We start from the raw sequence: 23,689 nt of genomic DNA, 5'->3' as shown, positions 1-23,689 counted from the left end.
ACATCTAAAAAATAACATATAGAAAATCTGACTTTTTATAAATAAATTGAATTTTTACGAAATGTAAATGATTTGTAATGTTTTTTTTCGCTAAATTTCATTATAATAAGTGGATATGAGTGTCGTATTTCAATCCAAATGAAGGAGTACAGGAAATGGAGCAAAACCCATCTTTGCAAGAAAATACACGCAATAAACCGAAAAAAAATAAGAAAAAAATAAAAATTATTATAAGCGCTATACTATTCGTTTTATTAATAGGCGGCGGTTATACTTGGTTTTTAGTAAATAAAGCATCTTCTGCTGTTCGAAATGCCGCACACGATTTAGCACGCGGTGATAAATCTGATTTACGAGATAAAGCTGTAAAACCTATTACAAACAATGTCTCTGTTTTAATAATGGGTGTTGATGAAAGCGATGTCCGTGGAAAAGAATATGGTGAAGCTATAAGAACAGACGCGCTTTTACTTGCAACATTTAATAAAGATAGCAAAACTGTTAAACTATTAAGTATCCCACGTGACACATATACTTATATTCCAATAGAAAAGAAAAAAGATAAAATTACACACGCTCATGCATTCGGTTCTGCTAAAAATGGAAAAAATGGTGGACCACAAGCAAGCATTGATGCAGTTGAAAAATTAATGAATGTTCCTGTTGATTATTTTGTGAAATTTAACTTTAAATCATTTATAAAAATCGTCGATGACTTGGGCGGTGTTGAAGTTGATGTACCAGTTGAATTTACTGAGCAAGATAGCAATGATAATGCTGAGGCAATTCACCTAGAAAAAGGTGTTCAAAAGTTAAATGGCGAAGAAGCTCTTGCTCTTGCTAGAACAAGACACATCGATAGTGATGCAATGCGTGGACAACGTCAACAACTCGTTATCGAGGCTATTTTAAAGAAACTAACAAGTGTTGGTTCTGTAACAAAAGTTGGCAGCATCATTGATGATATTAACGGACAATTCGTTACAAACTTAACATTTGATGATATGCTTTCATTCTATAAATATGGATCGGATTCGGAAATTGAGAAATTACAAATCCAAGGTGATGATTGCTATATGGCAAAAGGTGACGATACTTGTAGCAAATCTGCTGGTGGTGGTCGAACTTACTATTACAATCCAGATAAAAAAGAATTAGCTAATGTTACAAATGAACTTCGTACTCATCTTGGACTACCTGCATATACAAAGTCTGACTCAGACTCTGATTCGAAAAAGACAAAAGAATCTAAGTCTGAAAATAAGAACGAGCACAAATCAAGCAAAAATGAAAATAGTAGTGAAGGTACAGAAACATCGTCTAATGACAATGAATAATATAGAAGCGGTTCTCTATGGAGGTAGAGAACCGCTTCTTTTATTCTTCCAAATACAAAAATCAGAACTTTCTAACTATCTTTTTTAATATTTTTAAATTATAATAAATAGTAGCAATCTATTCCAATTATCAGGGGGCTCATACATATGAAAGCTGCAGTAAAACATAACATCTCAGATTTTAAAGACTACTTAAAATCCAACGATATATACATGGAAGAAAATATAGATGAAAATGATGGCTCTGTTCATTTTTCAGTAGGATTAGAGACTGAAGCTGGCGCAAAAATTCAACTTATCGCTGCTTTCCAAAACGAACATCCTACGGTGGATATATACTGCTTCAATGTTGCTCACGTGCCTGATGCAACATCAACAAATGATATTTTACATGTCATCAATGAATTAAATACATCTTATCGCTTTGCAAAATTCACATTAAACAAGCAAAATGCAATTGATATTTCAACATCTCTTGCATTCTCAGAACCAAATTTTAATCCAGCACTTGTCTTTGAACATACAAGAATGCTATATAAATTAGCAAATGACGAGTATAAAAACTTAATGAAAGTTATTTGGGCATAAATTAAAACTATAATCCGTGGGGTTTACGGGTAATAAATAAAAGGATGGGCTGTAAGCAGCACCATCCTTTTATTTTGATAGCATATCGACCCACATTTTAACAGCGGTGCCTACAATTAAAATCGATAACATATATTGTAGTGCTTTTTGATTTATCCTCTTCCCGACTCGTGCTCCAAGTGGCGCAGCAAATATACTTGCAACCGCAATAATTAGAGCTGGAATCACAACTACTTGTCCAGTAATCATTTTTCCAGTCGTAATCCCTACTGAAGAAATAAACGTAATAGCGATAGATGTTGCTATCGTCATGCGCAATGGTAATTTTAAAATAACTAGCATAATAGGAACTAAAAGAAATGCACCGCCAGCTCCAATAATGCCCGAAACACCTCCTACAATAAACGCTAACACACTTGCTAACCATTTATTATAATTAATTGCTCCGCTATTATTTTTCTTCGGTACAAACATCATCATAGCTGCAATGGTCGCTAATACTGTATAAACAACATTTACAGCATGTTCATCTAATAGATTTGCACTAAAACTTCCTATAAAACTTCCTATTAATATACTAGCTCCCATATACACAACTAACGTTTTATTCATATCAGTACTTTTCCGATATGCCCACGCACCTGCAAAAGTTGCAAAGAATACTTGTACCGCTGTAATACCGCTCACTTCATGAGACGTATAGCCAGTAAATCCTAACAGTACTGGAATGTATAAAATCATTGGATAGTTAATAATCGCACCGCCAATTCCAACCATTCCTGATATAAACGATCCTATAAACCCAATTATAAAAAGTAATAATACTAAACTCACCTTACATCCCCCTCCTTCTAAAAAGAAGGTGATTTAAATGAATAAGTTCACATTCCCATCCGAAGCATCTGCTAAATATGCCCCTACACCTGCAAACTCTACCCCTTCCATAATCTCTTCCTCTTTTAACCCTAATAAATCTACTGTCATTTGACAAGCTACAAGTTTAATCCCCTGTTCCTTTGCCAAATCAATTAAATCTGGCAAAGGCATTGCATTATGTTTTTTCATAATGCCTTTAATCATCTTTGGTCCCATACCAGCAAAATTCATTTTAGATAACCCCATCTTATCAGCACCGCGTGGCATCATTTTTCCAAATACTTTTTCTATAAATGTTTTCTTTACATTCACATGTTCATCTTTCCTTAAAGCATTTAATCCCCAGAAAGTATGAAAAATAGTTACCTCTTGATCATACGCCGCTGCACCATTTGCAATAATATAAGCAGCCATTGCTTTATCGTAATCTCCGCTAAATAACACGATTGTCGTTTTCTTCTGTTGTTCCATATTGTTCCTCCTCCAATTACCTATAGGGGTATTTTTTTATTTATAAAAAATTGTTTCTCCCTATTCTACTTTTCCTTCCCAAGCTAACATACCGCCTACCATATTGATTACTCGAAAACCGTAACTTTCTAAAAATTGAACAGCTCTTGCACTTCTCCCGCCTGAACGACAAACGATAATATATTCCTGATTTTTATTTAATTCATGCATACGAAACTCTAATAGTCCTAGTGGAATATTACATGCTTCTGGAATTTTCCCTTCAGCTACTTCTTCTACTTCACGTACGTCCACAATATTTACCACTTCTTTACGCAACAATTTTTCTTCTAATTCTTTTGTAGTCATTTCTTTCATTTTAAAGTCCCTCCTCACAAACTATTCATACCACCTGAAACGTTTATTACTTGCTGAAACCCTAGTTTTTTCAATATCTTTGCTGCTTGCTTACTTCTCATTCCACTTTGGCAAATAACGATTACTTCCTTATTCTTATCTAATTGATTCGCCTTGCTTGCTAGATCATTTAGGGGGATATTTTGAAAGCCTTCCATATGATTCCCTCTATATTCACCTACTGTACGGACATCAATAAAATACTTCCCCTTTTTTCCCACTATACTTTTCAATTCTTTGCCATTTATATTTTGAACACCTTTCACTGGTAAAAATCGTGAAATAACAAACCATGCAGCAAGTATAATGAAAAGCGTACTTAATATTGTGTTCATATAACCAACCTCTCTATATTTACAAAACTATTGCTTCACTACGCCTTCTTAATCCAAAACTTCAGCACATCAGCTTCTTCTACATGCTTTACGATGTCATGACCAGTTTTATTTGCCCACGCTGGAATATCTTTCACTGATCCTTTATCCGTTACCTGTATTTCTAACACTTCTCCAGTTTGTAAAGTATCCATCGCTTTCTTCGTTCTTACAATCGGCATTGGACATGCTAATCCTTTTGCATCTAATACTTGTTTTACATTCATCATCTATTCCTCCATGTTTTATTTATTTTATTATTCATGAACTGCACAACGATTTGGACCAATCTCCATTTCACGTTCTTCCTCTGCACTCGGATGAATTTTACCCATATTCGTTTGACGAATTTCTTCGTAAGCATTTGGCTGAGGTGGTAAATTCTCCGTTACAACTTTACGAAACTCTCCCTCATCCTCAATATTTAATCCTGCATTATACGCAAATAAATCTTTTAATTTAGCACTAACAATACCACTCTCGTCCATTTCACTTATTTTTGAATAATGAGCCGGTAACACAACTAAGTTTTGAGATAGTTCTTTATATCGGCTATACAAAGTAGTACGTAAATCACTTACCCAATCTTCAGCTTTCCCAGCAAGGTCTGGACGTCCAATTGAATCTACAAATAAAATATCACCTGATAATAAATAGGAATCATCTACAATAAATGACGTACTCCCAATCGTATGCCCCGGTGAGTATAATGCGTCAATTTCAATTTTAGTACCCCCCACCGTAATAACAGATCCTTCAACAAGCGGTTTATATGAGAACACAACTTCCTCTGCATCTTTTGGCGGCAACCAATACGTACCACCTACTTTTTCCGCTAACTTACGTCCGCCAGAAATATGGTCTGCATGTAAATGTGTATCCATTACATTCGTAATCGTAACGCCATGCTCTTTCGCAAACTCTTCGTATGCTTCAACTGTTCTTACTGCATCAATAACTGCTGCTTCACCGTTTGAAATAACCATATATGATAAGCAACCTTTTCCAAGACGGTTAAACTGATACATAATTCCGCCATCTTTTAAATCTCCCACTTTTATAGGCTTTACATATTCACTCCAAGCCTTCATACCACCAGATAAATAATAAATATTTTCTAATCCAGCCTCTGTTAATTGCTCTGCCACAAATATAGAAGATCCTTCTTTTGCACATACTACTAAAACATCTTTATCTTTAGGTAGTTCACCGATAATATGATCTACCCCCTCTAATAAATCAAAGTACGGTACATTTATTGAAGTAACTTCTTTTCCTTCAATTTTCCAATCTTCATAATCCGTCTCATTACGAACATCTAAAATAAACAACTCCCCGAATAAAACTTTCTCTGCAACATCTTTTGCTTGTAATGCTTTAACACTCATCTAATTACCCCCATAGGTATGTTTTTGTTTAAAAAATTTTATCCCGCTTTAATGGGCAGTAAGACCCCACTGATTAAAGTTTCACTTTATTTTTCCACATTCCCTTGCCACTCTAACATGCCTGGAATGACATTTTTCACATTTGCATAACCTTTCTCTTTCAACATGTGGCAAGCTACATCACTACGGTTGCCAGTTCGGCAAACAACATAAATTTGCTTCGTTTGATCTAACACTGCACTGTCTAATTCTCCTAACGGTATGGAAACAGCCGATGGAATATGACCAAAAGCGAATTCCGCCGCTTCACGAACATCTACTACAATACACTCTTCACCACTTAATACTATCTCTTCCACTTCCGAATTCGTAATTGTATGAGGATATTTCACTATTTCATTCATTTCATGCTCATTTGCTTTTCTAACGTAATGCATCAATACATCACCTTCATGTTTCGTCCCGATATATTGATGACCTACTTTACTCGCCCAACTTTGTATATCCACAATAGACCCTTTATCTGTTGCCTGAACCTCAATCACTTGCCCTGACGTCAATCCTTCCATCGCCTTCTTCGTCTTTACAATCGGCATCGGACAAGCCAAACCTTTACAATCTAGATTCATATCCACTTTTATACTCATAGTCGATTCCTCCATAATTCACATACATATACCCGTACTGGTATATTAAAGTGTTTTTGAAAATCTGTCAACAATTATGTTTGACAGATTATCGGCTTTTTACAAGTAATTGAACAGCTTCTTTAATTAATTCTTCATTTGAACCATTACCGCTTTCAAACTGCTCACGCAAACATTGCTCTAAATTTGTCCCAACAACAAGTCCAATTGTACGATCAAGTGCAGAACGAGATGCCGTTAACTGTGTAATAACCTCTCGGCAATCTTTTCCTTCTTCCATCATACGAAGCACACCGCGAACTTGCCCTTCAATACGTTTTAATCTATTTTTCATGTCTTGATTATATTCCATTGTATAATCACCTCATTACCATTATGTCACTATTTATAACCTATGACAATATATTATACCCTATAGGGTATTTTGTAAACCCTATTTTTAATTTTCACCTTATATGTTCACAAAACAAAAAGTAAAACCTTAATCTATAGGTTTTCATCTTCCACTAAATCTTGAAGTAGAAAATGAAAAATATCAATATACAACACGTTCTGGCAATACTGTCCCATACAATTTAAAACCACCATCTACATTCTTTACCTTATATCCTTTTTCCATTAACATACGCGCTGCAACATACCCTCTCATACCAAGTTGACAAGTGATATATATTTCTTTGTCCATTGGCACTTCATCCAATCGATCACGTAATTCATCTAATGGAATATTAATAGTGCCTTTAATCATTCCCTGTTTTAGTTCATTAGGCTCTCGAACATCAATAAGGTACCCACCATTTTCAACAATGTGATCTATTTCATGCCATTGCACTGTGTCCACAAAACCATCTACTATATTACTTGCAGCATACCCCACCATGTTTACTGGATCTTTTGCAGAAGAATACGGCGGGGCATATGATAATTCTAAATCCGGTAAATCGATTACTGTTAAGTTTGCCTTCATTGCCGTCGCGATAACATCTATACGCTTATCTACCCCGTCACGTCCTAAAGCCTGTGCTCCGTAAATCTTTCCGCTATCTTTATTAAAAATTAATTTTATTAGCACTGGCGTAGCATTTGGATAGTATCCTGCATGAGAATTTGCCTGTACATGTACTACCTCATAGGGTATATTTAATCGTTTTAATATTTTCTCATTTACTCCAGTCGAAGCAACTGTTAAATCAAAAACTTTAGCCACAGAAGTTCCCATCGTACCTTTATATAAAGAATCTGTATGACCATGAATAATATCTGCTAACATGCGACCTTGACGATTAGCTGGCCAAGCTAAAGGAATCATCGTTTCTGTTTCTATAACAAAATCTTTCACTTCAATCGCATCACCAATTGCATATACATATGGGTCAGATGTTTGAAATTTCTCATTTACCTTTATCGTTCCTCTAACTCCTAATGCTAATCCTGCATCTTTCGCTAAACTACTCTCTGGTTGTACACCAATTGCTAAAATAATCATATCTGTTTTTATAACTGAGCCACTTTTTAAACGTACAACAGTCCCATTCTCCTCTAACGCATCTACACCATCTTCAAAAACAAGCTCAACATTGTGCACCTTCATATGCTCATGTACATATGCCGCCATTTCGTAATCAATTGGTGGCATCACTTGATTTGCCATCTCTACAAGAGTAACCTCAATCCCGCGTTCTCTTAAATTCTCAACCATTTCCACTCCAATAAATCCTCCACCAATAACCGTCGCATGACGTGGTTTCTTCTCATCAATATACGCTTTTATACGATCTGTATCAGGTACATTTCGTAACGTAAACAACGCCTTCGCTTCTTCAATGCCCGGAATAGGTGGAACAATTGGTTTCGCCCCTGGTGAAAGAATCAAAACATCATATTCCTCGTTATATGTTTCATTTGTAGTTACATTCTTTATGGTAATTGTTTTCTCTTCTTTATTAACCTTTACCACTTCACTCAATACACGTATATCTAAATTAAAACGCTTTGACATCCTTTCAACAGTTTGTACTAATAACTTTTGTCTTTCTGTAATGACACCGCCAATATAATATGGCAATCCACAGTTTGCAAATGAAATGTATTCACCGCGCTCAACCATAATAATTTCATCTTCCTCACTTAAACGACGAAGCCTTGCAGCTACTGATGCCCCGCCTGCAACTCCGCCTACTACAACTATTTTTCTGAACATATTTCAAACCTCCATCTTATTGATTATTTAATTTTCTAACACATCACAAATAACCTATACCTGTATGGGTATATAATAGAATATAAAAAAACTAATTTCAATATATATGGCTTTCTTTCACAAATTTGAAACAAATAAAGTAAAACTTTAATCAGCCCTCACCAATCGGGCTTTTACGGACAGTTGATCCCCCACCTAACTTCTTTGCTTCCGCTGAATTTTGAGGTGGGGGTCTTACTGCCCGGCAAATAGCCAGATAAAAAAGAACTTAGATATCTCCAAGTTCTTTTACGTATAGTTCTATAACTTTCTGTACGATTAAACCAATGTATAAATACGTGTTTTTAATAACTGAAATACACCTGTATTTAAATTTTCAAAATCAATAGCTTCTTCACATAAAGTTAGATCCATTCCACGTAAAATTTTTTAATGCCACAACCTAAGAAAACAAATCCCAATGGATTCGTTTTCTACAATGATATGTTTATTTTTTTCGTTTCATCTCTGTCATTAATCATAACCATCTGCGTCTCGTTATTTGGCAAAAAGACGATATATTTTCCCGTTCTCACATTCCTCCAAATAACTTTTCCTTCTTCGTTTGTTCTCCCTATTGAGATCCCAATTTCTTTACTGGGTTCAGGTGACTCGTCTTTCATAAGTATAATTTCAAAATCTTTTATTGGCTGCTTTTCTTTATTTTTCACGTGAAAAGTTATAGAATTAACAACCTTACTAAACTTCTTTTCATTATTTGCTATAGAACTAGACATTATGATTATGACCAATACACAACATAAAATCCATATAAACTTATTATATTTATTCAGACCATTTTTTAAGATTATTAAAAACATCATCTGTCACCCGATTTCCAGAATTCCAAGAATTCCTTCCTACTGTATGGGTAGCTATTATTGTTACACCCGTACGAGAATAGTCATGATATACAGGTGCTCCACTTTGACATCCATAAGTGTCCATCTTATATGTTAACACTCTAGGACTAGTGCCTTCAATTGGTCCATAATCTTTCCACATAGTATATTTTTCATTTCCTACTTTATCACATGGATACCCTGGAACTACTGCAAGTAACCCCTTTGGAGACTCTACATTAGTAGTTCTATACCCTAACCAACCTGTATAATCTCCAGGAGATCCATTTAATTTAATGGCTCCATAATCAAATTCCGAATCTCCATCATCAGTCCATCCACTTACTGAATAAAGCTTTGTCCAACTATAAGGCAAATATGGTGCTTGGTTTCCATTTCTACCAGGAGTCACAATAACATTTTTTGCCCATCCACCAAGCTTTTTATTGTAAACACAGTGCCCAGCTGTAAATACTGTATCTTTACTAATTAGCGCTCCTGTACACCCATAAACCTCTTGTCCATTAAATTGAATTACTAAGTGTACTATAGCCCTATAAGGATACAAAGTTGTATCAGTAACTCTAATTCGATCATCTCTTCCTATTATAGAATGTGTAAGGATATTAGATGGATAATTAAAATTACTGTCTCTTAATAAGTATCCCCAATCTTCCCCACCATGTTTACGCCCTTCAAATGAAGGTGAAACAAGATCTTCTCCCCTTCGATCATTACTATACAAAGATTGTTCTTGAAAAAGTACACGTTCTCCCTCATTGGAAACTGATGTCCACGGTACATCTTCTGCATACACCTTCTGATTCACCAAAAATACTATACAACAAAAAATAAAAAGAACACCAAAACTATAAAGAGCCAACCTACATCTTATAGAAATAAAGCTATACAACATAACTTACCTCCTATACAAATGATAGCGAACAATTGAATATCCCTTTATAAATTCTAGTTTTTCTTTTTTCAGAAGTCAACGTAATTAATAATGATAATCATTATTAATTACGTTGACTTAACAAAATCAAACAATGAGTCATATTCTTTACTCTGCGTTCAAAAATCTGTCTCATTAAAGGTTCACTTTATTACATAAACCCGTAACCTTCTTCACAATCAGCTCTGCAGTATTTTCCTCCAGTGGCATCAATAAATTCGTAACCGGTCCATACACTATAGGGCTTAATTCCACTTCATATCCACCATATGCGAATTCTTCTTTCGTTGGTAAGTAACCAATATATCCGTTCGTATATCCACCAAAGAAAGCTAGTTCATTTTGAAGACGCTCTTTCACCTTTAATGCCGTTTCCGAAAAAGGTTCCATCGGTATACCTGAGAACATACCATCATTAACTTGAAACATTTGCACTTCTAAATCAATACTTAATTGCCGAATACCTTGCTTATATTTTTCTAAAACGATAGTAAGCCATTCATCCGTATTCACGCCCCACTGTTTCTCTGCTAATTGAGCCATGCTTCGTATCTCATTTATTCCAGGAATATCTTTCAACTTCATTTGCATCGTACTCGAAACTGTTCTTAAATTTACAATTGGGCTGTATGTAACTGTTGGCAACATCGTTAATACATGCCCACTAAGTGTGTAAGCCATTTTCTTTAATGCTTCCCTTGAACCGCGATATTTCGCATTTACATTACCAGCAGCTCCTTGCACAATAATAACAGGACAGTTTACGATCCTCTCAAGAACCTCCCTCGTCATTCCAGGATAATCCGCTGATAATACATCGCTATCACCTTTTAAAACATTCGGATGCGCAGTACAAAATACTACAATACCAGATAGCTCCTTCGTTTCAGCATTTCTTATTGCTAACATCCCAATTCTTTTATCTACAACGCCCTCTATATTTGTTCCCATCTTTGCTCTTCCATCAGATGTTCTCTCTCTTCGATTTATCCCAATATCACCTTTCGTAACACCCCAGCCAACTTCACATCGCTTCAAGTTGTTATTCGCAGTAACCGCACCGTGCACTACATTATTTACTAAAATCATTTTATACGACTGCACTAGCCGATCATCACCGACTGTCTCTGGACCGGAATGTGTATGTGTATAAACAACTGTTATTCGCTCAAATGGTACGTGAAGCCTACTTGCTACTCGCTCACGAATCATATTCGTATCTTCTACTAACATCCCGATATTATCAATACTTATAAACACAGTTTTCATTTCATCTTTTTCAAATACAAAAACTGTCCCATAAATACGCTCTTCAATATTATTTATCCCTGTCTCTCTATGATATCCGACAAAATCAATACCGACAGGTGGCGTAATATCTACCTTGCATACCCCTATTTTGCTCATTTGAATCGCTCCATTTCTCTATGTAACTCCCTTTTTTCAAGAATAGCATATTTTACCTTGTTCCAAATAAAAAAAGAACAGACATAGCATTCTATGTCCGTTCTTTCCATCACACATACTTCCGATGCACCATCTTCCCATCATAAGAAAACACAACGCCCTTACTCTCCACAATCGACTCCATATGCACTGTTCTTCCCCACAGCTGATGAAGGTATGGTAATACCTTTTCTAAGTATTTTAAATCAAGCTCGATTCCTTCGTAACTATGTTTAATGTATAATTCCCCGTTCTTTAAGTAGTCTCCATCTTCTACTACTAAGTACGGGAAGCCGCCATTTGTACGCATATTTACGAGCTGATCACGTACATGTTCCCACTCTTTATCTATTACTTTATATTCTTTTCCTTGGCGCTGGAATAAGTACATATCTTCTCTCATTACGAGATCTTTATTTAAGTAGTTTCTTAAGAACGATACGTCCCATTCGATTTCGCGCACTTCAAAGATTTTGTCACGACCAGATCCTGGTTTGACGCCTCTTCGTTTCATTTCTTCTGTCGGGTTGTTGTAGCGTTCTTCAATATCTTCAAACATTTTAATACCGAGGTAGTATGGATTAATGCTCGTTTTTGATGGCTGTACAACACCTGCATTTAATTTCGCAAATTCGATGGCTTCATCAGATGTTAAGTCCATTTCGCGAAGTATGCGTTGATGCCAGAAGGACGCCCAGCCTTCGTTCATGATCTTTGTTTCAAGCTGCGGCCAGAAATATAACATTTCTTCACGCATCATCGTTAATATGTCTCGCTGCCAATCTTCTAACTCACGGCTATATTCTTCAATAAAGAGGAGTAAGTCTTTTTCTGGCTTTGGTGGGATTTTCTTCTTTTTACGTACATTGGAACGTTCCCTTTTTTTATTTCGATCATCTAAATTCCATAGGTCATCGTATTGTGATGCCTTTTTCTTTTCTATTTCTTCCTCTTCTAAGTCATCAATACTCCACGCAAGTTTCGGACGCATGAGCGACGGATCAATATGCTCTTGGATAGCAAGTACGGCATCTAAAAATGTTTCTACCTCTTCTTTTCCGTACTTATGCTCATATGCTTTCACCCGTTCAGCTGTCGCCGACATACTTTCTACCATATCCCGCTTCGTATTTGAAAAACGAATATTATTTTTGAAGAAATCACAGTGTGCTAAAACGTGCGCTACAATTAATTTGTTTTGAATTAACGAGTTCGTATCTAATAAAAAGGCGTAACATGGATCAGAGTTAATAACGAGTTCGTATATTTTACTAAGTCCTAAATCGTATTGTAATTTCATTCTGAAAAATTGTTTTCCAAAACTCCAATGTGAAAACCTTGTTGGCATCCCATATGCACCAAATGTATAAATAATTTCCGCTGGACATATTTCATAACGCATCGGATAAAAATCAAGCCCAAATCCAGTCGCAATTTCCGTAATTTCCGCAATCGCATATTGCAGTGCTTTATCGTCACTTGCTCTCATTATTTTCCCTCCTTACACTTTCCCTTAAGAAAGTGTATGATGGAGAACAAGCTTTCATGAAAAATAAACGTAGTTACTTCATTTATTCAATTTAAAGATTTAATATCCCCCTCATTCATCACCTATTTATAAATCTGAAGGATATTCAGCTGCTTGTCTAATTAATTTTTTAGTTTTAATATTGACATTATATAAAATAAAAACGAATAAATAAGATGATGGTTTATAATACATCGCCCTATTTATTCAATATGTAAATTCTTTAGCCTTTTCATACTTTCAAAGATCTTCAATTAAAATTCTCCTCTTTAGTTTATGAAACAGGTAGCCTACATCTCTTATTGATTAATCTTTCGTTTCAGATTTGTCATGGATATCACATCCTGATAATGCCATTCAATCAATTTAACTTTATTTCCCTTACATTTTTCTTTTTTTAATGCATCGAGTTTTTGGCGATATAGAAAAGCATCTTCTCCTCCAAAAAATTCAACAGGCTCATAATGTTGTTGTCCTTGAAATTCAATAGCAATTTTTAAACTAGGAATATACACATCAAGAGACTGTTTATCAAGCCAATCTGCTCTATACTCGAAAATTGCATCTGGATAATATTTTGCTACGAGTTTAAATAACTCTGCCTCATTCTTCCATTTAATCTTCGCGTCTCCACTTAACATGAGTTGTTGATAAATTTCTTCTCTTTTTTTCTTAAACTCATCAACCATCAAGAAAATATTGTTTTTTTCAAAGAATTCCTCTCTTTTATCCACATAATTTTGCATAGGTAGCAAAAAATTATAATGTAAATAACAAGCTAAATAAAGTTCCGATTCAAACTCGGTTTCTTTCATTAGTTGATGAACCACAAATCGAATAGATTCCTCGTTATAATTTTTTAGATGTGCTCCATTCCTAAAAGCCAGCATTCCATTTTTAATTGATTCATAGTAGGTATTAAAACGAACTTCGTGCCATTCTGGCTCACAAATTGTTATCCCCTGATGCTTACAGCAAGCAATGATAACTTGGATAGGAATACCTAATAATTTAAAACCTTCCAGGGACTCTTTAAGAAATCGTTGAGATAAAATAGATCTCATAAAAGCTAGGTCTAAAGGCTCTGAAAAACTAACAAAATAATTTTCGTTCTCATCGTCTAAGTCTAAAATAATTCTTTCACTGTGATTCGCTTTATTTAGGTATGATGTTACTATTTCCCCATCCTTTCCAATATTAGGTGTGACAAAAAAACCAATCTTCTTCTTATTAAATTTAAGTTTTGTAAAAAAATTCTTTTCTTTGCTTGCCTCTTCTTTAATTATTGGTCCTATCTCTGAGAGTACCCTATTAATAGCAGTACCTATTCTTTTCCTCTTACCTGCTTCTTTTTGATATGTATTAATACAATCTTGTTCTTTTTCTGCTAAAGTAGATACTTCCTTCATTATCTCTTCTAAATTAATACCCTTAAATAATGTTTTGATTCTTGTTATCTCTTCTCTAGATAGTGCATGAATAAATTGAGTATCAAAAATCACCTTCCGTATTATCTTACGAGTTTCAACAGTTGTAGAACTTCTGGTTTTACTAACAGATTGGCGAAATTCTAGATACTTTGGATGAATATCTTCAGCATTATATTTGTAAAATAGTAACGATTGAATTAACTGTAATTCTATTTCAGTAATCCCCTTCTCGATATAACAAATGAGCTCATCATCTAACATTTCCCTAAATAAAGTTCGAACCTTTTTCTTCTCGATGTCCTTTATCATCTTGGATACAAATTTGTGTATATCCTTTCCCCCATAAAATCTTACTTTATAATAAATAAAACGATACAGCGGTGGCATTTGCTCATAGTCATGAAGAATTTTCATCTTTTTACTCCAATCATTTGATAGTATCTTTCATTATATAATCCTCGTTATTTCCATCTAAATTCCTGCATAATATCTGAATACTTTTTCTATACTCAATTGTTGTTATCCTGTTTCAAAATATATAAAACCTCACTAAATTGTTCCTAATGTTTATGCTCTGAAGAATGATTTGTATTATTGCAATTCATTCTTATAATGTAGTTACTTCTTGCATTACGCTTTAACCTTTTTTGAATTTCTCGACTCCAACTGCTCTGTAATGTTCCTTTGTAATTTAAAGCTTGCTGTATCAAATCCCATTGATCCTCACGCTTTAAGTCATAAAAATTTTTCTCTTTTAAAACCCACTTGAGCTTTTGGAGTTTGTCCGTTGTTAAACGATCAACGTGTCTTTGTGGCAGCACCACTTTTTCGTACAATCTATCTTTCAAAAATGAATGTAATTTCAACTTTCGAATCTGTTCTAAATTAATAAAGCTACCACTGTTTTGATAAGTCTTTTCAATAACACTTATTGGAATATCAGGGTGAATGAAATATCGTTCAATATCAGATTTATTAACCCCTAATTTTTTCGAAATTGTATCTATGCTTTTTTCATCATAAACCATTTGACTGATTAATATGTGTTTATCTATCCATTTGGTAACTTGGTGATGGAACATTCTCTGTAACAGCTTCAACCTTTGTTCTGTCTCATTAGAATAAGGCTGTACAACGCAATAAACTGTGTTATATTGTAGGTTTGCATCATCAACTTCGAGATAAGCTATATATTCTGGAAACCCTGAAACAAGCCAATATTTATCCTCAAACTTATCTTTTTCAACTATGATACTACTACTTAACATACTTCCTTGTTTCAAAGCTCGAACTATTTTCTTCACAGCACTTTTTGAAACATGTTCAGCATAAATAGGGACGATGCTTTGTATTTTCACCAACTCTAAGCGAATATTACTAAGCTGCATGTTTTCTCTTCTCCCCTTCTTTTATTTATAAACCATATGAAAAAGGAAGACTGTCTTATAACAAAAAGGTACTGAAGCCTATTAGGACGACAGTACCTTTTTGTTATAAATTCACTTCACAATATTATCCCATTACTTAATATTATACATTCAAAACCCTATTAATTATTTTTAAGCTTAGCCAATCTCCGTGATAATTTTCACTCTCTAACAATTCTCTTAATACATCTTCCACATCATTTATACTGTACTTTAAAAGAATTAGATTTGGTTCATTTAAATGTTTAACATCGTTTTCTATATCTTCATAACTATTTCCCAAAATACCATACAAATTAAATACTTCCTTTAAACCTTTCTTAAAATAAGACATCGGTACTTCAACCTCAATATACTCAGTTGGAACTTGCATATCTTTAATTAAAAACTGAATAACTTGTTACCTTACTATTTCTTCTGGAGTAATTAAAACTAATTTCTTTCTAATTGGATCAAAAAAGCATTTTTGTCCATTTCTTATAAATATTTTTGGAATTTCATATTTGTTATACCTTACAGATTAATACATGATTTCTACCCAATTCAATCGTTCTAGATTTCAAACATACATATAGAATTCTATGTTAAATCAACCTAACATTTCTTGTTTTTCACAAAAAATCTGTAATATTCTTCGATAATATTGTAATATTTTAATTATATTATAGGAAAAATTTATCATGAAGGGAACGATTTGAATGCCATTACCATTTATTCCATTAGTTGTTGCTGCTGGTGCTGCAGTTGCCACTGCAGTTGCTGGAAAAAAAGGACATGAATCCTATAAAAATATGAAGGAAACAAAAGATATTGCTGAATCAATAGAAAAACGCTACAAAAATTCTTTCAACACATTTGACAAAGCACGTCAAAGTACAAATACTCAATTTGAAAAATACGGAGAATTAAAACTAAACATCCTTAGTGGCACGATGAAAGAATTCATTTCAGAATTCAAGAAATTAAAAAATGTTGATTTTACAGATAAAACTACTATTGATTCCCTTGAAGATGTATCTGATTCTAAACGCTTTATGCAGGAAATTGAAAAACAAGTTATCGCTGCATCTGATTTATTAAAATCGGGGGTTTCCGCACTTGCTAGCGGTGGACTGGCAGCTTTCGGAGCACTCGGAGCTGCTACAACATTTGGTGCTGCCTCAACTGGAACAGCTATCGCTTCTTTAAGCGGGGTAGCTGCGACCAATGCAACGTTAGCATTTTTAGGTGGCGGGTCACTAGCTGCTGGGGGTTTAGGAATGGCTGGGGGGATGGCTGTTCTAGGTGGGATTGCTCTTGCCCCTGCTTTAGCATTAGGAACCGTGATTTTCGCTGCCTCTACCAAAAAGAAATTGGAAGAAATGAAAATTCAAAGAGAAGAAGTCAAAGTAGAAATTGAAAAATTAAATAGTGCAACTTCTGTTTTACAAGAAATTAAAGCCTATACTGTCAAATTATCCGATTTAACTACTGAAACAAATAATCTTTTTGGCGACTATATTGCAACAATGAGTTCCATCATCAATGAAAAAGGTATCGACTATCGCAACTTCACCGACGATGAAAAACTTGCAATCCGTTATACTACTGAACTGGCGATTATCTTGAAAAATTTATTAGATACACCAGTTATTGATGATAATGGTGAACGCTCCAAAATCTTAGAAGATGTCCTTAAAAACACAGAAAAATCAATTCAACACATGTACTAGGTAATTGCATATGAAGAAAAATCTAGATATTCTTGCAACTCAAATTGTAGCTGAGCAAATTGAGCGCTATGGAAATGCTACTATTGAAACATTTGCTGGAATGGATACACTAACCAAAGTAGCAAAACAATATATGAACTGTTCACCCAATATCACACAAGGACGGCTTTTTGAAATTATTGAAGCAACCAAATTTAATAAAGACGCAGCCTTAAAAGGTGAAAGTTTGCGTGCTTTTACAACAGACTCTTTAGGAGATCCACATGCCGCGGCTGATATCTTAATCAAAGATGGTGATACATTAATTAAAGAAGTACAAGCAAAGTCTGGTGCTAAAGCAGCATCACTAGCAAGAATGGTATCGAGCGAAAAGTATGGGGACATGGATCGTTTAGTTAACAGTGAAAACGCTGATAAAGTAAAAGAATTAGTTGAGAAACGTGCAAATTCCCAAAGTATTTATGCAAAAGACTACGAACAAGCAGCTCCTCACATAAACGGAAAACTAGAAGCAAACAACATTACAAGTGGTGGCACTACATATGAGGAAGCTTTAAAAGCTACAAATCAACCACAAACATACGCACTAAAAGAAAAAATATATACATTTGCTGAAGGAACATTCTCTTCTATGATGAATGGTGCTTTAGCAGGGGCATGTGTAGGTGGCGGAGTATCACTTGTACAACAAACTGTTGAGATTTGTAAAAGCGAAAAGCAAATAAAAGATGGATTTATACAAGTAGGAAAAGATAGTGGCAAACAAGCTGGAAAAAGCGCTGCTGTTGCAGGCATTGCTCATGGCATTAAATTTATTGGTAAAGATAGTGTGATGATGAAAGGAAACGTAGCAGCAGCTCTCGCTTCTTCAGCTGTTCGACTAACGGAAAGCTCCTACCAACTCATAAAAGGAAAATTATCTATTGAAGAATTTTTAGAAATAGTTGGTGAAAACGCTGTTACTACTTTTTCTGGAATTGTATTCAGCGCAGCAGGAGCAATGCTTCTCGGTCCTGTCGGTGCAGCTGTCGGCGCCACCGTCGCGATGCTAGGAATGAAACAACTTTATGGAGCATTCACTCGTGCTCAACAAGAATTGGAATTAACAATTGAGGAACGAAAAAGAGCTGAAGAATTAAGTAAAGTCCTTATAGATTACATTAAACAAGAAGAAGAACGTATTTGTAACTTTTATCAAGAAACTGGTGCAAAAATAGAACACGTAACTGGATTGGTTAAACAAACGATTCATACAGGTGAAAATATAGAAGCGACTATTCATCAACTTGCCGAAAATTTAAACGTCTCGTTTAAATTTAAAAATCAAGATGAGTTCAATTCATTTATGCTAAGTGAAGAGTCATTCATATTATGATAACTTTTCCTTGTACCCAATGTGGAATCTGTTGTCAAAACATACAAGGTATTGACTCCCTATCTCATTTAAACAGAGGTGATGGCTGTTGTATCCATTATGATATTGACAATCGGTCATGTAAAATTTATGAAGAACGTCCTCTTCTCTGCAATATCGAACTAGCATATGAGGAGCTTTTTAAAAAATCTATATCAAAAAAGGACTTTTATCTCCTAAATGCTAAATCATGTAATGAATTACAGGAAATGCATAACATCTCTTTCATATATAGAACTGATATTAAACAAATTGATGAATAAATACAAACAAGCGCATCCTAGTTGAGGAATGTGCTTGTTTGTATTTATTCTCCCTACGCCTATTTAAATTAATTACATATTTATGATTATCATATAAAAGAGTAGCTTCTCTACATAAAAAATATAATAAATAAAACCTTTATTCTCAAAAATTACTAACATAGCTAGAGTGCTATTTCATAGTCTTCTCAAAAACAAAAAACATCCTTGTTTTTAACAAGGATGCCTTACCTATTTAACCTTCGATAATCTCCATCTTCTCCGTAATCGGAGTACGAGCTTTTCCTTCTGGCGCTTTATCGAAATAGCCGATATGAAGAATTCCAACGATACGTTGGCCTCTTGTTAAACCGATTCCTTCTATAAATAATGGATTGTAGTTTAATCCGCCTGATTTCCAAACGCAACCTAATCCACGTTCCCAAGCAAGAAGTTGGAAGTTTTGCATAAATGCACATGTTGCAGCGTAATCTTCGTCACGCTGAATTTGACGTGGATCTTCATTTATATATACAACGATTTGTGCAGGCGTGCTTAAGAAACGATCTGATAAAATTTTACCGCGTTTCGCTCTTTCTTCTTCTGTGAAAGAGTTTAATACTGCATCTACTAATTTCTTGCGGCCTTCTCCGATGTATAGTTTACAATTCCATGGTTCACGGTGCTTATGATTAGGTGCCCATGTTGCATCGTTTAATAGTTCAATTAATAAATCTTTTTCTACTGCTTTGTCTGTAAATGTACGAACAGAGCGTCTTTCTTTAATCACATTTGCGATGGAAGTATATGTAGTCATATTTTTCTCTCCCTTATTTTTATCTATATGTATACGTTTATTATTGATATTGATTTTCAATTTCGATTATACCTTAGTTTTTTACTATTAATCAATGTTTTATGTTGGAAAACTTCTAAAAAACGTCATTCCATACTGTGAATAAAAAAACTTAACTTGTTCACAAGTATTTTACATTTTATGGAAATGATATGTGTACAGTTTTCTACATTATCCATCTAGGAGGAGTTTACATGTACAAAAAAATCGCTGTTTGTATGACTATGACAGCATTATTATGCGGGATATCTACCTTCCCCGCTTCCGCTGCCACGCCAAAAGAAGTAACAATGCATCACCATAACCCAATTTCAGAAGAAGAAATGCAATCGCTAGAAAAACTCGGCTATAACAAACATGAAATTTGGAAAGCTGCTCATATTGCAAGAATGAGTAAAAAAGAAATTAAAGATGTTTTAGCTTACTATAAGCAAAATAAATCTTGGGAGAAAACAGCCGAGCATTTCGGTGTAAATCCAAGTAAGCTGAAAAAGCATCATATAAATAAAGAAACAAAGCAAGCGCTGCTACAACAGTTAGCAACTATGCAAAAATCCACACCTGATCAGCTAAAGCAAAAAATGAATGAATATAACATAAAATTGCGTCATCTTACTGTGTTAACAATCATCTCTCAAAAAAGCAATACCCCACTTGATGATGTACTAAAGATGAAAAAAGATGGAATGGACATGAAACAAATTGCCGAAAAATTAAATGTAAAAAGAGAAGATATACGAGCGGAAATGATGAAGTTAGTGCAGTCTATTAAAGAAAAGAAAGCAAATTAACACCCCAAAAAGGAAGAGGGATTCAATGCTCTTCCTTTTTCGTATGAACTTTCAATTTTCAAGTATAAATTCCCGGATTTCCCAAAAACTAACACAAGTAAATGATGTAAGTTAGGGGTGAGAAAATGTTCGGTTTATCATCTAAGAAATCAAAAAAGACTAATACGAAAACACTTTGTTCTATTCCAGAATTTATACAAACCATGAAAGAATCAAGCGATTTTGTCTCTTATAACATACTTAAAGATGAAACGTTGTGCTTGTTTTATTATAAATCTGTCGTGGAAGCACTTATTATTAAACAATTTATTTTAACTCCTCTAAAAAAGGAATCGGAACAAATCCAAAACATCTCTGATTTATGTAATATCATCTCTATTGAAGACATTATTACCTCCCCTTCTATTGATGATATTCGTGAAAAATTATTAGGTGGATATATTTTAATACGCTTAAAAAACAATGCGAATCCTGATCAATATGCTTTAATTCGTGCCGAAAGTACTGTTTTAGGAAAACGATTATATAACGATACAGAAAATGAGTATAGTGTAATCGGGCCTAAAATCGGTTTCGTTGAAAACCTTGATACAAATATCCACTTATTGCGCCGAAATATCGTAACGGAGCAACTCATTTTTAAAGAAGTTACCGTCGGATCTATATCAAAAACGAAAGTAGCAGTTGCTTATATAGAAGGAATTACAAATGAACAATTTATCAACACCGCAATACAACGGCTAGAAGACATTGATTTTGATGTCCCATTTGATGCAACTATGATTGAGCAATTTATTAGTGATAATAGCAATTCACCTTTTCCCGTTCTATTACCTACAGAACGATTAGATCGAGCTGTATTTGCATTAATTAACGGAGAAGTTTTAATTTTAACAGATGGCTCTCCATATGCTTTATCAGGACCAACAACGTTACTGGATTTTTTCATTTCACCAGAAGATTATTATTTACCGTGGATGATTGGATCTTTTTTTCGTGTTATTCGTTTTTTCGGAGCTATATTTTCTCTTTTTTCCTCCGCTATTTATACAGCGGCTTTAACATATCATTATCAAATGATTCCTGCTGATTTACTAGGTCCTATTATTTTCTCGAGAGCTAACGTACCTTTCCCTCCTATTCTAGAAGCACTCTTTTTAGAAATTACAATTGAATTGCTTCGTGAAGCAGGAGCACGTTTACCAACGAAAGTCGGACAAACGATTGGGATTGTTGGGGGGATTGTAATTGGACAAGCATCTGTTGAAGCAGCTTTAACAAGTACAATTTTATTAATTGCAGTTGCTTTATCCGCACTTGCATCTTTCACAACACCGACTGTAAAGATGTCTTCTACTATCCGTTTATTACGCTTTCCGCTTATTCTTTTAGCCGGTGCATTTGGAGGATTAGGCCTTATTGTCGGATTTGTATTTATTTTAGCTCATTTAATTAAATTAAAATCACTTGGATCACCTTATTTATTACCTTTATATCCATTTCGTGGTTTAGGTACAGCAGAAGGTTTTCTTCGATTACCATTTAGCCAAACGGCTCAAAGACCTTCTTTTCTGAGACCAAAATCAAAATGGCGCTATAATCCAAACAAATCGAAGCAAAAACATGATGGTGAGAATGAATGAAGAAAATTTTATTGCACCTTATCATTATCTTCTTCGTTTTACAAACTGGCTGTACACAAACGTATATAGTAGATGCACAGCGTATTATTCATATTGCTGGATTTGATATCACAAAAAACAAAAGATTCCAAGGAACTATTCTATTCCCAGAGTACACACATGGTGTAAAGTCTAAGCCAGAGACTCAAACAACATCTGCCCGTTCACTTGAAACAATTGCTTCACGATTGAATGCGAAATCTCCTCACAATGTTGTTGTAGGTCAAATGCGTGTTGTCCTATTTGGAAAGGCTCTAGGAGAACGCGGAATGGGAGAGATTATTACTAACTTACAACGTGACCCAAATATCGGGCGTGATGTACAACTAGCAATTGTAGATGGATCGGCTGAAGAGCTTTTAAATTACGGAAAAAAAAATGGGTCTTTATATATCGCTGATTTACTCGAGCAAAATATAAGAAATGAGAACATCCCACAAACCACATTAAACATTTTTTTATATAATTATTACTCTTCTGTATGTGATGCCTATGTTCCTTATATTAAAATGGACGATAATCATTCTATCGCTGTCAAAGGACTTGCCTTTTTAAAAGGCGATAAAGTAGTCATGTATACAGATAAAAGACATTCTGTTTTAGCAAAATTACTTATTAATCCTACGAAAAATGGACGTTACGAAGCAGTAATAAAAAAGGATAAGCATAAAGGTATGGTTGTTATACAAAACTTAGCTGGAGAAAATAAGTATGATATAGATCAAACTGGCGACATACCAAAAGTAAAAATTCATTTAAAATTAAATGGATTAATTAAAAACTCTCCTAATTGGATTGATCTAAGAAAAAAAACAAATATCAATTATATAAAAAAACAAATTGAACAAAATGTTGAAAAAGACTGTGAAGATTTAATAAAACAATTTCAAGAAAAGGAAATTGACCCTTTAGGAATACGAGATGAAATTAGAAGCCATACGAGAAAATGGAATATAAAACAAATTCGAAATATGTATAAAAACGTAGCGGTGGATATAAATTTAGATCTTAATATTGTACAATCTGGAATCGGGGAATAGTGAGGTGA

Annotated in this window: 25 protein-coding genes; 8 read left to right on the top strand and 17 right to left on the bottom strand. The window is 34.4% G+C overall.

Translation table 11 applies throughout. The features are described from left to right. The first annotated feature begins 155 nt into the window (after nucleotides 1–155). Together ACTFRH_RS00385 and ACTFRH_RS00380 are read left to right on the top strand one after the other, a co-directional pair. Nucleotides 156–1,337 carry an LCP family protein gene (locus tag ACTFRH_RS00385; RefSeq protein WP_000437394.1) on the top strand — a complete coding sequence of 394 codons (1,182 nt, stop codon included), beginning with the start codon at nucleotides 156–158 and terminating at the stop codon, nucleotides 1,335–1,337. A gap of 147 nt (nucleotides 1,338–1,484) precedes the next feature. After that, nucleotides 1,485–1,925 carry a hypothetical protein gene (locus ACTFRH_RS00380; protein ID WP_000642362.1) on the top strand — a complete coding sequence of 147 codons (441 nt, stop codon included), beginning with the start codon at nucleotides 1,485–1,487 and terminating at the stop codon, nucleotides 1,923–1,925. 69 nt (nucleotides 1,926–1,994) lie between these two features. Here ACTFRH_RS00380 and ACTFRH_RS00375 read toward each other — a convergent pair whose 3' ends face one another. The 16 genes from ACTFRH_RS00375 to ACTFRH_RS00300 form a co-directional block, all read right to left on the bottom strand. Further along, nucleotides 1,995–2,759 (bottom strand): sulfite exporter TauE/SafE family protein, encoded by a 765-nt coding sequence (locus ACTFRH_RS00375; RefSeq protein WP_000060623.1) that lies wholly within the window; start codon nucleotides 2,757–2,759, stop codon nucleotides 1,995–1,997. Between the two features lie 33 nt (nucleotides 2,760–2,792). Further along, a complete protein-coding gene (locus tag ACTFRH_RS00370; protein ID WP_000437741.1) occupies nucleotides 2,793–3,272 on the bottom strand; it encodes a DsrE/DsrF/DrsH-like family protein in 480 nt (159 codons plus the stop codon). A gap of 60 nt (nucleotides 3,273–3,332) precedes the next feature. Next, nucleotides 3,333–3,629, bottom strand: a complete 297-nt coding sequence (locus ACTFRH_RS00365) for a rhodanese-like domain-containing protein (protein WP_000661812.1) — start codon at nucleotides 3,627–3,629, stop codon at nucleotides 3,333–3,335. Nucleotides 3,630–3,643: 14 nt separating this feature from the next. Next, nucleotides 3,644–4,003 (bottom strand): rhodanese-like domain-containing protein, encoded by a 360-nt coding sequence (locus tag ACTFRH_RS00360; protein ID WP_001092303.1) that lies wholly within the window; start codon nucleotides 4,001–4,003, stop codon nucleotides 3,644–3,646. A gap of 38 nt (nucleotides 4,004–4,041) precedes the next feature. Beyond that, nucleotides 4,042–4,272, bottom strand: coding sequence for a sulfurtransferase TusA family protein (locus ACTFRH_RS00355; protein WP_003300082.1), 231 nt, complete (start codon nucleotides 4,270–4,272; stop codon nucleotides 4,042–4,044). A 27-nt stretch (nucleotides 4,273–4,299) separates the two neighbouring features. After that, nucleotides 4,300–5,430 (bottom strand): MBL fold metallo-hydrolase, encoded by a 1,131-nt coding sequence (locus tag ACTFRH_RS00350; protein WP_000111566.1) that lies wholly within the window; start codon nucleotides 5,428–5,430, stop codon nucleotides 4,300–4,302. 86 nt (nucleotides 5,431–5,516) lie between these two features. After that, on the bottom strand, nucleotides 5,517–6,092 hold the full coding sequence (locus tag ACTFRH_RS00345; RefSeq protein WP_151522913.1) for a sulfurtransferase TusA family protein: 576 nt from the start codon (nucleotides 6,090–6,092) through the stop codon (nucleotides 5,517–5,519). A 73-nt stretch (nucleotides 6,093–6,165) separates the two neighbouring features. Then, nucleotides 6,166–6,429, bottom strand: coding sequence for a metal-sensitive transcriptional regulator (locus ACTFRH_RS00340; RefSeq protein ID WP_000456206.1), 264 nt, complete (start codon nucleotides 6,427–6,429; stop codon nucleotides 6,166–6,168). A gap of 183 nt (nucleotides 6,430–6,612) precedes the next feature. Then, on the bottom strand, nucleotides 6,613–8,277 hold the full coding sequence (cdr, locus tag ACTFRH_RS00335; RefSeq protein WP_000488696.1) for a CoA-disulfide reductase: 1,665 nt from the start codon (nucleotides 8,275–8,277) through the stop codon (nucleotides 6,613–6,615). Nucleotides 8,278–8,750: 473 nt separating this feature from the next. Beyond that, nucleotides 8,751–9,137, bottom strand: coding sequence for a DUF2606 family protein (locus ACTFRH_RS00330; RefSeq protein ID WP_000478581.1), 387 nt, complete (start codon nucleotides 9,135–9,137; stop codon nucleotides 8,751–8,753). After that, on the bottom strand, nucleotides 9,103–10,074 hold the full coding sequence (locus ACTFRH_RS00325) for a trypsin-like serine peptidase (RefSeq protein ID WP_002163850.1): 972 nt from the start codon (nucleotides 10,072–10,074) through the stop codon (nucleotides 9,103–9,105). Before ACTFRH_RS00325 ends, ACTFRH_RS00330 begins: the two co-directional genes overlap by 35 nt. A gap of 174 nt (nucleotides 10,075–10,248) precedes the next feature. After that, a complete protein-coding gene (locus tag ACTFRH_RS00320) occupies nucleotides 10,249–11,520 on the bottom strand; it encodes a neutral/alkaline non-lysosomal ceramidase N-terminal domain-containing protein (protein WP_000034548.1) in 1,272 nt (423 codons plus the stop codon). A gap of 109 nt (nucleotides 11,521–11,629) precedes the next feature. Continuing rightward, nucleotides 11,630–13,048, bottom strand: a complete 1,419-nt coding sequence (gene spoVR / locus ACTFRH_RS00315) for a stage V sporulation protein SpoVR (protein ID WP_001202709.1) — start codon at nucleotides 13,046–13,048, stop codon at nucleotides 11,630–11,632. A gap of 338 nt (nucleotides 13,049–13,386) precedes the next feature. Continuing rightward, complete coding sequence (locus ACTFRH_RS00310) at nucleotides 13,387–14,931, bottom strand: hypothetical protein (RefSeq protein ID WP_000697421.1); 1,545 nt, start codon at nucleotides 14,929–14,931, stop codon at nucleotides 13,387–13,389. Nucleotides 14,932–15,077: 146 nt separating this feature from the next. Next, a complete protein-coding gene (locus ACTFRH_RS00305) occupies nucleotides 15,078–15,905 on the bottom strand; it encodes a hypothetical protein (RefSeq protein ID WP_001177270.1) in 828 nt (275 codons plus the stop codon). Nucleotides 15,906–16,047: 142 nt separating this feature from the next. Beyond that, nucleotides 16,048–16,317: a hypothetical protein gene (locus ACTFRH_RS00300; RefSeq protein WP_001198054.1), complete on the bottom strand. Its 270-nt coding sequence runs from the start codon at nucleotides 16,315–16,317 to the stop codon at nucleotides 16,048–16,050. Between the two features lie 325 nt (nucleotides 16,318–16,642). On the opposite strand from ACTFRH_RS00300, the gene ACTFRH_RS00295 reads away from it, so the two are divergent. From ACTFRH_RS00295 to ACTFRH_RS00285, 3 genes are read left to right on the top strand one after another with little or no spacing between them, the layout of a single operon-like run. Continuing rightward, entirely contained in the window at nucleotides 16,643–17,656 is a 1,014-nt protein-coding gene (locus ACTFRH_RS00295; protein ID WP_001130771.1) for a hypothetical protein, read from the top strand. A gap of 10 nt (nucleotides 17,657–17,666) precedes the next feature. Beyond that, entirely contained in the window at nucleotides 17,667–19,031 is a 1,365-nt protein-coding gene (locus tag ACTFRH_RS00290; RefSeq protein WP_000739848.1) for a hypothetical protein, read from the top strand. Then, nucleotides 19,028–19,333 carry a YkgJ family cysteine cluster protein gene (locus tag ACTFRH_RS00285; RefSeq protein WP_000627669.1) on the top strand — a complete coding sequence of 102 codons (306 nt, stop codon included), beginning with the start codon at nucleotides 19,028–19,030 and terminating at the stop codon, nucleotides 19,331–19,333. Before ACTFRH_RS00290 ends, ACTFRH_RS00285 begins: the two co-directional genes overlap by 4 nt. Before the next feature lie 235 nt (nucleotides 19,334–19,568). Here ACTFRH_RS00285 and ACTFRH_RS00280 read toward each other — a convergent pair whose 3' ends face one another. After that, on the bottom strand, nucleotides 19,569–20,129 hold the full coding sequence (locus ACTFRH_RS00280; RefSeq protein WP_000214819.1) for a nitroreductase family protein: 561 nt from the start codon (nucleotides 20,127–20,129) through the stop codon (nucleotides 19,569–19,571). 233 nt (nucleotides 20,130–20,362) lie between these two features. Here ACTFRH_RS00280 and ACTFRH_RS00275 point away from each other — a divergent pair, with 233 nt between their 5' ends. The 3 genes from ACTFRH_RS00275 (at nucleotide 20,363) to ACTFRH_RS00265 (ending at nucleotide 23,681) form a co-directional block, all read left to right on the top strand. Beyond that, on the top strand, nucleotides 20,363–20,959 hold the full coding sequence (locus ACTFRH_RS00275; protein WP_000276970.1) for a hypothetical protein: 597 nt from the start codon (nucleotides 20,363–20,365) through the stop codon (nucleotides 20,957–20,959). Nucleotides 20,960–21,084: 125 nt separating this feature from the next. Beyond that, on the top strand, nucleotides 21,085–22,602 hold the full coding sequence (locus ACTFRH_RS00270) for a spore germination protein (protein WP_000467498.1): 1,518 nt from the start codon (nucleotides 21,085–21,087) through the stop codon (nucleotides 22,600–22,602). Continuing rightward, the gene (locus ACTFRH_RS00265; RefSeq protein ID WP_000722250.1) at nucleotides 22,599–23,681 is read left to right on the top strand and encodes a Ger(x)C family spore germination protein; all 1,083 of its coding nucleotides are present in this window, start codon (nucleotides 22,599–22,601) and stop codon (nucleotides 23,679–23,681) included. The genes ACTFRH_RS00270 and ACTFRH_RS00265 overlap by 4 nt, the downstream gene beginning before the upstream one ends. Nucleotides 23,682–23,689 lie beyond the last annotated feature (8 nt).

It is taken from the genome of Bacillus cereus group sp. MYBK216-1, assembly GCF_051916495.1.
Taxonomy (GTDB): Bacteria; Bacillota; Bacilli; order Bacillales; family Bacillaceae_G; genus Bacillus_A; species Bacillus_A thuringiensis_K.
Note: the sequence above shows the minus strand (reverse complement) of the source record. Positions and strands in the feature narration are given on the sequence as shown.